An 11,110-nucleotide genomic window follows, 5' to 3' on the forward strand; every position below is an offset into this window, starting at 1 on the left:
CGGGGCGGTGGTCGTTGTCCTCAAGCGCCGGACGGGCTGGGTGAGTTGCGGTGGTCGGTCGTGGTCGGGGTTCGGTGCCTCCGGAGGGATATGTCCGGACGGCATGATTTACGGCGCGTGCAGGGCTCGTTGGACCCGAGGGAGCCGGGTTGCTCACGCGCCACAAATCAGCCTGAGTGTCCGGACACACCCCTCCTGCGGCCCCGCCCCCCTCACGCCGGCACCGCGGGCTGTTCAAGCCCCACTTCCGCCGCGGGTTGGAAGGGGGACGCGCAGGGGTCGTGGTCGGACACTCAGGCTGACTTGTGCCGCGTGGACAGGTTGGGTCGTCGGGTCCAATGAGCGTTGCACGCGGCGTAAGTCATGCCGTCCGGGCATGACCCCGGAGCGGCACCCGGACACCGGCCGCAACCACCCAGCCCGTCCGGCGCTTGAGGACAACCCCACCACCGGCCCGCACGCGCGGCAACGGCGGCCAAGAACCGACCCACCCCCTACCCAAGTAGCACGCGCGACCCGGCCCCCCGGTGTGACGCCACGCCACCCGTCGTCTTCCTACCTTCCTCCCGCCACACCCCGTGGCCACGACGAGGGAGACGCGAAATGCGCCGCTACAGAAGGACCTTGGTCGCCGCCGCGCTGATGGCCACCCTGGTGTCCGGCACCGCCGGATGGGCCGCAGGCAGTGGGCAGCGGCCGGTCGGCGGACCGCCGCCCGGCACCGCGGCCTGGCGGCACGACGGGTCACTGCCCGACCCGGAGAGCGCGACACCCACCCAAGTCGCCGCGTTCTTCCGTACGTTGAGCGCCGAGCGGCAGCGGGAGCTGGCCGAACGGCACTCCGGCGTCGTGGGCAACCTCGACGGCGCCCCCGTGCAACTCCGTTACCGGGCCAACAGGTTGGCCATCGCCAAGGACCCCCGCTATCAACGCCTCGCGACGGGCGATCGGCAGATCATCGCCTTCGACCCGAGGGGCCGCGGCACCGTCGCCGAGGTGTACGGGGATCTGCTGACGGCCCGTCATGTGTCCGTCGTGGTACCGGGTTCGGACATCGACGCGAGGACGTACGACCGGTCGAAGGACCCCTACGGCACCCCCGCCGGGATGGCCACGTCGTTGCGGACCGCGACGCACGGCCGTACCGCCGTGGTGGCGTGGGCCGGTTACACGACGCCCGTCGGTGTGGGGCTGGACGCCGCGACCGGGGAGCTGGCCGAGGCGGGGGCGGCGCGGCTGGCCCGGTTCACCGGGGGGCTGACCGCCGTCGGCGTCGCGGCGCCGGCGCTGTTCTGCCACAGCTACGGCTCCGTCGTCTGCGGGCTCGCCGCGAGCGAGGTGGCGGCGCGCGACATCGTGGTCCTCGGCTCCCCCGGCATGCGCGCCGACAGCGTGGGCGCCCTGCGCACGGACGCGAGAGTGTGGGCCGCGAAGGACCCGTCGGACTGGATCTCCAAGGTGCCGAACGTCGAGTTCCTGGGCCTGGGCCATGGCGCGGACCCGGCGGGGAAGGACTTCGGGGCGCGCCGGGTCCCCGCGCGGACCGCGCACGGGCACACCGGCTACTTCGCCCCCGGCACGGACTCGCTGCGCGCCTTCGCCGCGATCGCCACGGGTGGTACGGATGGTGACGTGCGATGAGGCTCGTCGAGAAGATCGAGGCGCGGACGCCCGCGTCCCGGGACCGCGCGATCGACGGTCTGCGCGCGCTGGCCCTGCTCGCGGTGCCGACGGGGCACTGGCTGCTGGGTGGATTCACCCTGGACGAGGGGGCGTTGCGCAACGCGAGCCCGCTGGGCACGTTCGGATTCCTCGCGCCGGTGAGCTGGGTGCTGCAGATGCTGGGCATCTTCTTCCTGGTCGGCGGGTACGCGTCGGTGCTGTCGTACCGGCGGAGGCAGGGTTCCACGGGGGCGTGGCTCCGGCAGCGCGTCGCCCGGCTGGGGCGGCCCGTGCTGGGTGTGACGGCGGTGTGGGCGGTGCTGATTCCGGTGCTGTACGCGGCCGGTGTGCCGGGGACGACGTTGCGTACGGGCTCGACGCTGGTGGTGCAGCCGCTGTGGTTCGTGGGGGTGTACGTCCTGGTGACGGCGTTGACGCCGTACTGCGTGCGGGCGGCGCGGCGCCTCGGCGCGTGGGCCGCCGCGCCGTTGCTGGGGGTGGTGGCCGTCGTGGACGTGCTGCGGTACGGCCCGTGGGGCGAGGCGATGCCCGGGTGGCTGAGCGTGGTGAACATCCTGCCGGGCTGGCTGTTCGCGTATCAGCTCGGTGTGTCGTGGGGCGAGGGCAGGATCGGCCGGCGGGGCGCGCGGGTGCTGCTGGTGGGCGGCGGGGTGCTGTTCGCCGTACTGCTGGTGGTCTTCCACTACCCGGCGTCGATGGTGGGGGTGCCCGGTGAGGCGCGGACCAATTCGCATCCGCCGTCGCTGCTGGTGCTGGCGCTCGCCGCCGTGCAGAGCGGTGCGGCGATCCTGTTGCGGGACCGGATCGCGCGGGTGCTGCGCAGGCCCGCGCTGTGGGCGCCGGTCGTGGTGATCAATCTGTCGGCGATGACGATCCTGTGCTGGCACCAGACGGCAATGCTGGCGGCGGCGGTGCCGGGGTCGTATCTGGGGGCGGTGCCGGGGCTGACGACGGCGCCGGACTCGGTCGGCTGGATTCTCGGCCGGGTGCTGTGGATGCCGTTGTTCGCGGTGCTGCTGGTGGTGATCGCCCGGTACGCGCGGGTTTTCGAGGCGCCGTGGCAGTCGGGCACGCGGACGGCGAGGGCCTGTCGTGTGGATCAGGCCGGATGAGGGAGCGCCCGCCGCGCAGCGGCTGATGTCTCGTTGGTGCGTGCGATCGCAAGGCGGAGGAGGGAGGCATGGCGGAGCCATGCCGACCGACGACAACGCGGCGGGCGTGCGTGCCAGGGACCGCGAGCCCGGCAAGATCCACACGACAGGCCCTAAGGCCCGCCGGGCAGCGGCGGGGCTGCTCGCGGCGGGCTTCGCGGTGTACGCGCTGGCGTCGTGAGACACCACGGCGTGGGGCTATTCGCGCCCGGCGGCCGTGAACGACATGTCCGGGTAGCGGTCGCCCGAGACCTGCCCGGCGATCGGCTCCAGGAGCGCCAGTTCCTCGGGGGTGAGGGTGATGCGGGTGGCGGCGGAGTTCTCCATGAGGCGTGTGCGCTTGCGGGTGCCGGGGATCGGTACGACGGTCAGGCCGTGCACCTGGGCCCGCTGCTGCACCCAGGCCAGCGCGATCTGCCCGGCGGTCGCGCCGTGTGCGGCGGCGACGGCGCGGACGGGTTCGAGGAGCGCGGCGTTCCTGGCCGCGTTGTCGCCGTTGAAGCGGGGCTGGGTGAGCCGGATGTCGGCGCCCCCCAGTTCCTTGTCCGCCTGGGTGAACGAGCCGGTCAGGAAGCCGCGTCCGAGCGGGGAGTACGGCACGAGGGCGACGCCCAGTTCGGCGGCGGCGCCCACGGCGCTCGTCTCGACGTCGCGGGAGAACAGCGACCATTCGGACTGGAGCGCGGTGATGGGGTGCAGGGAGTGCGCCTCGCGCAGTTCCGCGCCGGTGACCTCGCTGAGGCCGAGGTGTTTGACCTTGCCCTCGGCGACGAGTTCGGCCATCACCCCGATGGACTCGGCGAACGGCACAGCGGGGTCGTGGCGGTGCATGTAGTAGAGGTCGATGACGTCGACGTCCAGGCGCCGCAGGGAGCCCTCGACGGCCTTCCTGATGTACGCGGGGTCGTTGCGGATGCCCCGGTACGCCGGGTCGTCGCTGCGTTCGATGCCGAACTTGGTGGCGAGGGTGATCTCGTCGCGGTGTGCGGCGACGAACGGCGCGAGGAACGTCTCGTTGGCCCCGTGACCGTAGGAGTCGGCGGTGTCGATGAGGGTGACGCCGGCTTCGAGGGTCGCTTCGAGGGTGTCGCGGGCGGCCGTCTCGTCGGTGTCGCCGTAGAACTCGCTGATGCCCATGGCGCCGAAGCCCTGGACGCCGACCGTGGGTCCGGTGGCGCCGAGCGTCACTGTGGTGATCTGCTGGGTGGTGCTCATCATGAGGCCCTTTCCGACGCACGGTGCGCACCGTGCGCGCCGGCGTAGAAGTCGATCTTGAAGTCGAGTACGGCGAGGGTGTCCTGCAGCTCGGCGATCCGGCTGCGTACGTCGCGCCGGGTCTGCTCCAGCAGCTCCTGCCGCTGTTCGAAGGTGTGCTCACCCTCCCGCACCAGCTCGGCGTAGCGGACCATGTCGGCGACCGGCATGCCGGTGAGACGCAGTTTGCCGACGAAGGTGAGCCAGTCGAGGTCGCGGTTGGTGAAGCGTCGCTGCCCGGTGTGGGACCGGTCGACGTGCGGCATGAGTCCGATGCGCTCGTACCAGCGCAGGGTGTGCGCGGTGAGGCCGGTGAAGGTGACCACTTCGCTGATCGTGTAGTGGTCCTCGCCCTCGGGGCGGGGATGCGTCGGTGGGGCCGTTACGCAGATGTCCTCGGTCGCCGTCCGGACGGGGGTGCTCTCGATCAGCGTCATGCCTTCAAACGTAGAACCTTGGAGTGCACTCGAAGCAAGCGAAACGGGGGGCGATTTTGCTCGGGGCGTCCCGGGGTGAGGGGCCGGGGCGGGTCCGTCTACGCTCGGGGCCATGCAGAGCCTGGCGATGATCGAGAACTGGCCGGTTCCGACGGCCGCCGCAGCCGTCGTACGGGCGGACGGCACGGTGGCAGGGTCGCACGGCCCGACGTCGCACCGTTTCCCGCTGGCGTCCGTGACCAAGCCGCTCGCCGCGTACGCGGCGCTCGTGGCGTACGAGGAGGGGGCGGTCGAGCTGGACGAACCGGCCGGGCCCGAGGGCTCGACGGTCCGCCATCTCCTCTCGCACACCAGCGGTCTGGCCTACGACGAGCACCGGGTGACGGCCCCGCCCGGCACCCGGCGGCTGTACTCGAACGCGGGGTTCGAGGCGCTCGGGGAGCACATCGCGAAGGCCACGGACATCCCGTTCCCGGAGTATCTGCGCCAGGCGGTCCTCGAACCGCTGGGCATGGTGTCGACCACCCTGGACGGCTCGCCCGCCAGGGACGGTGTCTCGACGGTGGACGACCTCGTCCGTTTCGCGGCGGAACTTCAGGCGCCGCGGCTGCTCGACCCCCGTACGGTGCTCGACGCGATGACGGTGGTCCACCCGGGGCTGTCGGGGATCCTGCCGGGCTACGGGCATCAGAAGCCCAACGACTGGGGTCTGGGCTTCGAGATCCGCGACTCCAAGTCACCGCACTGGACGGGCGGTTCGTCGTCGCCGCGGACGTTCGGCCACTTCGGCCAGTCCGGTACGTTCCTGTGGGTCGACCCGGACGCGGGCGCCGCGTGTGTCGCGCTCACCGACCGGGACTTCGGCCCGTGGGCGGTCGAGGCGTGGCCGCCGTTCACGGACGCTGTGCTGGCGGAGCTGCGCGGCTAGGCCCGGTCCCGGGGATCGGGGCCCAGCTGCCAGATCAGGGCCTCGGACGGGGCCTCCGCGGTCAGTTCGAGGCCGTCGGAGTCCGTGATGCGCGCCGAGTCGCCGGGGCCCAGCTCCACGCCCGCCAGGACCACCAGGCCCCGCACGACGTGCAGATACGCGTACACGGCGTCGGGGATCGCGGCCCGCTCCCCCTCCTGGAGCCGGCGTACGTGCAGCATCGCGCCCGCCTCGGGGAGGGCGTACGGCGTGGAGTCGGCGATGCCGTGCACGATCTCGTAGCGGGGGTCGCCGCCGGGCGTGAGCGGCGCCAGCCACATCTGGACGAAGACCAGCGGCCCCGGCCCGTCGTTGCGCTCCACGTGCCGTACGCCGCCGCCCGCGCCGAGCCGCTGGACGTCGCCGGGGCGTACCAGCGTGGCGTTCCCGGCGGAGTCGCGGTGGGTGAGTTCCCCCTCGACGACCCAGGTGACGATCTCGGTGTGGCTGTGCGGGTGTTCGTCGAAGCCGGCGCCGGGCGCCAGCCGTTCCTCGTTGCAGGCGATCACCGCGCCGAACCGGAGGTTGTCGGGTTCGTAGAACTGCCCGAAGGAGAAGGCGTGGAAGGACTCGATCCCGGCGGACGGGTCACCGCCGGGATAGCGGTCGTCGGCGTACCGAACGGAAATCACGGTCCCCACGGTAGACCCGGCCCGGCACTCGCCCGTCCCGATAAGGCAGTCTTGTCCCGTGCCTGAACCCGCGAACGAAGCCCACCCGCATCCCGCGACCCTGCGCCGACTGGAGAAGTCCGCCGGCCGGCTGGCCGCGAACGCGATCGCCCGCATGGACGAGAAGCTGCCGTGGTACCGCGCGATGCCGCCGGAGAACCGTTCGTGGATCGGTCTGGTGGCCCAGGCCGGGATCGCGGCCTTCACCGAGTGGTTCCGGCACCCCGAGACCCCGCAGGCCATCTCCACCGACGTGTTCGGCACGGCTCCGCGCGAGTTGACGCGGGCCATCACGCTGCGCCAGACCGTCGAGATGGTGCGGACCACCATCGAGGTCATGGAGTCGGCGATCGAGGAGGTCGCGGCGCCCGGTGATGTGTCGGTGCTGCGTGAGGCGCTGCTCGTGTACGCGCGGGAGATCGCCTTCGCGACGGCCCAGGTGTACGCGCAGGCCGCCGAGGCCCGGGGTGCCTGGGACGCGCGGCTGGAGTCGCTGGTGGTGAACGCGGTGCTCTCCGGCGAGGCCGACGAGGGCGCGGTGTCGCGCGCGTCGGCGCTGGGCTGGAACTCGCCCGAGCATGTGTGTGTGCTGCTGGGCACCGCGCCGGACGGGGACAGCGAGCTGACGGTGGAGGCGATCCGCCGGGCCGCGCGGCACGCCAAGCTCCAGGTCCTGACGGGGGTGCTCGGCAACCGGCTGGTCGTCATCGCGGGCGGCAGCGACAATCCGCTCCAGGTCGCGAAGGCGCTGATCGGACCGTACGCGGCGGGGCCGGTGGTGGCGGGGCCGGTGGTGCCCGACCTGCTGGCGGCCACGCGGTCGGCACAGGCGGCGGCGGCCGGTCTGAAGGCGTGTTCGGCGTGGCAGGACGCGCCGCGTCCCGTACTCTCCGACGATCTGCTGCCGGAGCGGGCGATCGCGTCGGATCCGGCCGCGCGTGAGCAACTGGTGGAGGAGATCTACAGACCGCTTGAAGAAGCGGGCTCGGCGCTGCTGGAAACTCTGAGTGTGTATCTGGAGCAGGCGAGCAGTCTCGAAGGTGCCGCCCGGATGCTGTTCGTGCACCCCAACACCGTGCGCTACCGGCTTCGACGTGTGACCGACGTCACCGGATGGTCACCTTCGGACGTCCGTTCCGCTTTCACTCTGCGGATCGCTTTGATCTTGGGAAGGCTGGCAGACGGGGAATCGCCTTCGTAACCTTTTGTGGGACTTCAACAATTCCCCCGACGGTTCTTCGTCCTTGTCCCCACGGGCGGCGGAGGCCGTCCGCACGAGAGAGTAAGAGGGTGCTCGTACTCGTCGCTCCCGGCCAAGGCGCTCAGACGCCCGGCTTCCTGACTCCCTGGCTCGACCTTCCCGGTGCCGAAGACCGGCTGCGGGCGTGGTCGGCCGCCATCGACCTCGATCTGGTCCACTACGGCACGAAGGCCGACGCGGACGAGATCCGTGACACCGCGGTGGCCCAGCCGCTGCTCGTCGCAGCCGGGCTGCTGTCCGCCGACGCGCTGCGCGGGCTGCTGAGTGACAGCGGTGTGGGCGCGGTCGCGGGGCACAGCGTCGGCGAGATCACCGCCGCCGTGTACGCGGGTGTGCTGAGCGAGGAGGCCGCGCTGGGCTTCGTCCGTACGCGCGGTCTGGCCATGGCCGAGGCGGCGGCCCTCACACCGACCGGCATGGCGGCGCTGCTCGGGGGCGACCCCGAGGTGACCCTGCCGCATCTGGAGAAGCTCGGTCTGACCCCGGCGAACGTGAACGGGGCCGGCCAGATCGTGGCCGCGGGCACGCTGGAGCAGATCACCGCGCTGACGGAGGACAAGCCCGAGGGCGTACGCCGCGTGGTGCCGCTCAAGGTCGCCGGCGCCTTCCACACCGAGCACATGGCTCCGGCGGTGGCGGTGCTGGCGGACGCGGCCGGAAAGCTCGACGTGTCCGACCCGGCCCTGCCGTACGTGTCCAACAAGGACGGGCAGACTGTGGCCACGGGGGCCGAGGTCGTCGCGCGTCTGGTCGGCCAGGTCGCCAACCCGGTCCGCTGGGACCTGTGCATGGAGACATTCACGGCGCAGGGTGTGACGGCGCTGATCGAACTGTGCCCCGGTGGCACACTGACCGGCATCGCCAAGCGCGCCCTGCCCGGAGTACGGACCCTGGCACTCAAGACCCCCGCCGACCTCGACGCGGCTCGCGAGATCGTCGCAGAGCACGCTTCCTAAGGAGCCCGAGAGAGCATGGCGAAGATCAGGCCCAGCCAGGGCGCGCCGTACGCCCGCATCATGGGTGTCGGCGGCTACCGTCCGACGCGCGTGGTGCCCAACGAGGTGATCCTGGAGACGATCGACTCGTCCGACGAGTGGATCCGCTCGCGCTCCGGTATCGCGACCCGTCACTGGGCCTCGGACGAGGAGACCGTGGCGATGATGTCGATCGAGGCGTCCGGCAAGGCCATCGCCGACGCCGGGATCACGCCCGAGCAGATCGGCGGCGTGATCGTGTCGACCGTCTCGCACTTCAAGCAGACGCCGGCCATCGCGACGGAGATCGCCGACAAGATCGGCGCGGGCAGGCCCGCCGCGTTCGACATCTCGGCGGGCTGCGCCGGCTTCGGTTACGGGCTGACGCTCGCCAAGGGCATGGTCGTCGAAGGCTCGGCGGAGTACGTCCTGGTCATCGGGGTGGAGCGGCTGTCGGACCTCACCGACCTCGAAGACCGTGCCACGGCCTTCCTGTTCGGCGACGGAGCGGGCGCGGTCGTCGTCGGCCCGTCGGACGAGCCGCAGATCGGCCCCACGGTCTGGGGTTCCGAGGGTGACAAGTCCAACACGATCATGCAGACCGTGCCGTGGGACGACTACCGCGACAAGAAGGTCGAGAAGTTCCCCGCCCTCACACAGGAGGGCCAGGCGGTGTTCCGCTGGGCCGTCTTCGAGATGGCGAAGATCGCCCAACAGGCTCTCGACGCGGCCGGGATCACCTCGGCGGACCTGGACGTCTTCATTCCGCACCAGGCCAACATGCGGATCATCGACTCGATGGTGAAGACTCTGAAGCTGCCCGAACACGTCACGGTCGCCCGTGACGTGGAGACCACCGGAAACACCTCGGCCGCCTCGATCCCGCTCGCGATGGAGCGGCTTCTGGCGACCGGTCAGGCGAAGAGCGGCGACACCGCGCTCGTCATCGGCTTCGGGGCGGGTCTCGTGTACGCCGCTACGGTCGTTACCCTCCCCTAGGCACACCGGAGCTTTCCGGACCGTGCTCGTACAAATCCCTCTGCTCACGCGGAATATCGAAGGAGCGCCCACATGGCCGCCACTCAGGAAGAGATCGTCACCGGTCTCGCCGAGATCGTGAACGAGATCGCCGGTATCCCGGTCGAGGACGTCCAGCTGGACAAGTCCTTCACCGACGACCTGGACGTCGACTCGCTGTCCATGGTCGAGGTCGTCGTCGCCGCCGAGGAGCGCTTCGACGTGAAGATCCCGGACGACGACGTCAAGAACCTGAAGACCGTCGGCGACGCCGCCGACTACATCGCGAAGCACCAGGCCTGATCCAGGTCGAGCGGCTGACGCCACCCGGTGGTGGCGCCGTAAAAATTCCGCACCCTCTACACGTGGAGAAAGAATTCCAGTGAGCCCGACCAATCGCACCGTGGTCGTCACCGGTATCGGCGCAACCACACCGCTGGGTGGCGACAGCGCATCGACCTGGGAGGGCCTGCTCGCCGGCCGCTCCGGCGTCAAGCCCCTCGAAGGTGAGCGGTTCGCCGACCTGCCGGTCCGGATCGCCGCGCTCGCCGCGGTGGATCCGGGCGATGTGCTGCCCCGTCCGCTCGCCCGCAAGCTGGACCGCTCGGCACAGTTCGCGCTGATCGCGGCCCGCGAGGCATGGGCCGACGCGGGCTACAAGGCCAAGGCCGGCGAGGACGAGGCGATCGCCCCCGAACGGCTCGGCACGGTCATCGCCTCCGGCATCGGCGGCGTGACCACCCTGCTCGACCAGTACGACATGCTGAAGGAGAAGGGCGCACGCCGCGTCTCCCCGCACACCGTGCCCATGCTGATGCCCAACGGCCCCTCCGCCAACGTCGGTCTGGAGGTGAACGCCCAGGCGGGCGTGCACACCCCGGTGTCCGCGTGCGCGTCGGGCGCCGAGGCGATCGGCTACGCCGTGGAGATGATCCGCACCGGCCGCGCCGACGTCGTGGTGGCGGGCGGCACGGAGGCGGCGATCCACCCGCTGCCGGTCGCCGCGTTCGCCAACATGATGGCGATGTCGAAGAACAACGACGAGCCCGAGAAGGCGTCCCGCCCGTACGACAAGGCCCGTGACGGCTTCGTCCTCGGCGAGGGCGCGGGTGTCGTGATCCTGGAGTCCGCCGAGCACGCGGCCGCGCGGGGCGCGCGCGTCTACTGCGAGGTGCTGGGCCAGGGCCTGTCCGCCGACAGCCACCACATCGCGCAGCCGGAGCCCAGCGGCCGCGGCGTGGCCGCGGCCATGCAGAACCTGCTCGACAACACCGGCATGAAGCCGTCGGAGGTCGTGCACCTGAACGCGCACGCCACCTCGACGCCGCAGGGCGACATCGCGGAGATCAAGGCGCTGCGCCGGGTCCTGGGCGAGGATCTCGACCATGTCGCGGTCTCCGGTACGAAGTCGATGACCGGCCATCTGCTGGGCGGCGCCGGCGGCATCGAGACGGTGGCGACGGTGCTCGCGCTGTACCACCGGCTGGCCCCGCCGACGATCAACCTCGACAACCTGGACGAGGAGGTCGACGCGGACGTCGTGCGCGGTGAGCCGCGGGTGCTGCCCGGGGGCACGATCTCGGCGATCAACAACTCGTTCGGCTTCGGCGGCCACAACGTGGTGCTGGCGCTCCGCTCGGTCTGATCCACCCGTACGCGTCGTACGCGTACGTGCCGGAGGCCCGGCTCCCGTCC

General features: G+C 71.2%; 12 protein-coding genes. 9 read left to right on the forward strand and 3 right to left on the reverse strand.

Annotated elements, in window-relative coordinates; translation table 11 throughout:
- The first annotated feature begins 603 nt into the window (after positions 1 to 603).
- From ACFT9I_RS03820 to ACFT9I_RS03830, 3 genes are all read left to right on the forward strand, one after another.
- Positions 604 to 1,641: an alpha/beta hydrolase gene (locus tag ACFT9I_RS03820; RefSeq protein WP_382560206.1), complete on the forward strand. Its 1,038-nt coding sequence runs from the start codon at positions 604 to 606 to the stop codon at positions 1,639 to 1,641.
- Positions 1,638 to 2,795 (forward strand): acyltransferase, encoded by a 1,158-nt coding sequence (locus ACFT9I_RS03825; protein ID WP_382560207.1) that lies wholly within the window; start codon positions 1,638 to 1,640, stop codon positions 2,793 to 2,795. Before ACFT9I_RS03820 ends, ACFT9I_RS03825 begins: the two co-directional genes overlap by 4 nt.
- A gap of 79 nt (positions 2,796 to 2,874) precedes the next feature.
- Positions 2,875 to 3,015, forward strand: coding sequence for a hypothetical protein (locus ACFT9I_RS03830; protein WP_382560210.1), 141 nt, complete (start codon positions 2,875 to 2,877; stop codon positions 3,013 to 3,015).
- A 17-nt stretch (positions 3,016 to 3,032) separates the two neighbouring features.
- On the opposite strand, the gene ACFT9I_RS03835 is transcribed toward ACFT9I_RS03830, so the two are convergent.
- Both ACFT9I_RS03835 and ACFT9I_RS03840 read right to left on the reverse strand, forming a co-directional pair.
- Entirely contained in the window at positions 3,033 to 4,049 is a 1,017-nt protein-coding gene (locus tag ACFT9I_RS03835; RefSeq protein WP_382560212.1) for an aldo/keto reductase, read from the reverse strand.
- A complete protein-coding gene (locus ACFT9I_RS03840) occupies positions 4,049 to 4,525 on the reverse strand; it encodes a MerR family transcriptional regulator (RefSeq protein WP_382560215.1) in 477 nt (158 codons plus the stop codon). Before ACFT9I_RS03840 ends, ACFT9I_RS03835 begins: the two co-directional genes overlap by 1 nt.
- 112 nt (positions 4,526 to 4,637) lie before the next feature.
- Between ACFT9I_RS03840 and ACFT9I_RS03845 the strand changes: the two genes are divergently transcribed.
- A complete protein-coding gene (locus ACFT9I_RS03845; RefSeq protein WP_382560218.1) occupies positions 4,638 to 5,453 on the forward strand; it encodes a serine hydrolase domain-containing protein in 816 nt (271 codons plus the stop codon).
- Here ACFT9I_RS03845 and ACFT9I_RS03850 read toward each other — a convergent pair.
- Positions 5,450 to 6,121, reverse strand: coding sequence for a pirin family protein (locus ACFT9I_RS03850; RefSeq protein WP_382560275.1), 672 nt, complete (start codon positions 6,119 to 6,121; stop codon positions 5,450 to 5,452). The two genes, ACFT9I_RS03845 and ACFT9I_RS03850, sit on opposite strands and share 4 nt — an antisense overlap.
- Before the next feature lie 61 nt (positions 6,122 to 6,182).
- On the opposite strand from ACFT9I_RS03850, the gene ACFT9I_RS03855 reads away from it, so the two are divergent.
- From ACFT9I_RS03855 to fabF, 5 genes are all read left to right on the forward strand, one after another.
- Complete coding sequence (locus tag ACFT9I_RS03855) at positions 6,183 to 7,364, forward strand: PucR family transcriptional regulator (protein WP_382560221.1); 1,182 nt, start codon at positions 6,183 to 6,185, stop codon at positions 7,362 to 7,364.
- Between the two features lie 89 nt (positions 7,365 to 7,453).
- Positions 7,454 to 8,380: an ACP S-malonyltransferase gene (locus ACFT9I_RS03860; RefSeq protein ID WP_382560224.1), complete on the forward strand. Its 927-nt coding sequence runs from the start codon at positions 7,454 to 7,456 to the stop codon at positions 8,378 to 8,380.
- A 15-nt stretch (positions 8,381 to 8,395) separates the two neighbouring features.
- A complete protein-coding gene (locus tag ACFT9I_RS03865) occupies positions 8,396 to 9,397 on the forward strand; it encodes a ketoacyl-ACP synthase III (protein ID WP_382560225.1) in 1,002 nt (333 codons plus the stop codon).
- 72 nt (positions 9,398 to 9,469) lie between these two features.
- Positions 9,470 to 9,718 carry an acyl carrier protein gene (locus ACFT9I_RS03870; protein WP_078077492.1) on the forward strand — a complete coding sequence of 83 codons (249 nt, stop codon included), beginning with the start codon at positions 9,470 to 9,472 and terminating at the stop codon, positions 9,716 to 9,718.
- Positions 9,719 to 9,797: 79 nt separating this feature from the next.
- Positions 9,798 to 11,060 carry a beta-ketoacyl-ACP synthase II gene (gene fabF, locus ACFT9I_RS03875; protein ID WP_382560228.1) on the forward strand — a complete coding sequence of 421 codons (1,263 nt, stop codon included), beginning with the start codon at positions 9,798 to 9,800 and terminating at the stop codon, positions 11,058 to 11,060.
- Positions 11,061 to 11,110: the final 50 nt, after the last annotated feature.

The sequence above is a fragment of the Streptomyces sp. NPDC057137 genome (genome assembly GCF_042670825.1).
In the GTDB taxonomy this organism is placed as follows: Bacteria; Actinomycetota; Actinomycetes; order Streptomycetales; family Streptomycetaceae; genus Streptomyces.

Excerpts from the sequence above, each read along its gene's own strand:
- ACFT9I_RS03820 (WP_382560206.1), top strand. The coding sequence starts at position 604 with ATGCGCCGCTACAGAAGGACCTTGGTCGCCGCCGCGCTGATGGCCACC.
- ACFT9I_RS03825 (WP_382560207.1), top strand. The coding sequence starts at position 1,638 with ATGAGGCTCGTCGAGAAGATCGAGGCGCGGACGCCCGCGTCCCGGGAC.
- ACFT9I_RS03830 (WP_382560210.1), top strand. The coding sequence starts at position 2,875 with ATGCCGACCGACGACAACGCGGCGGGCGTGCGTGCCAGGGACCGCGAG.
- ACFT9I_RS03835 (WP_382560212.1), bottom strand. The coding sequence starts at position 4,049 with ATGAGCACCACCCAGCAGATCACCACAGTGACGCTCGGCGCCACCGGA.
- ACFT9I_RS03840 (WP_382560215.1), bottom strand. The coding sequence starts at position 4,525 with ATGACGCTGATCGAGAGCACCCCCGTCCGGACGGCGACCGAGGACATC.
- ACFT9I_RS03845 (WP_382560218.1), top strand. The coding sequence starts at position 4,638 with ATGCAGAGCCTGGCGATGATCGAGAACTGGCCGGTTCCGACGGCCGCC.
- ACFT9I_RS03865 (WP_382560225.1), top strand. The coding sequence starts at position 8,396 with ATGGCGAAGATCAGGCCCAGCCAGGGCGCGCCGTACGCCCGCATCATG.
- ACFT9I_RS03870 (WP_078077492.1), top strand. The coding sequence starts at position 9,470 with ATGGCCGCCACTCAGGAAGAGATCGTCACCGGTCTCGCCGAGATCGTG.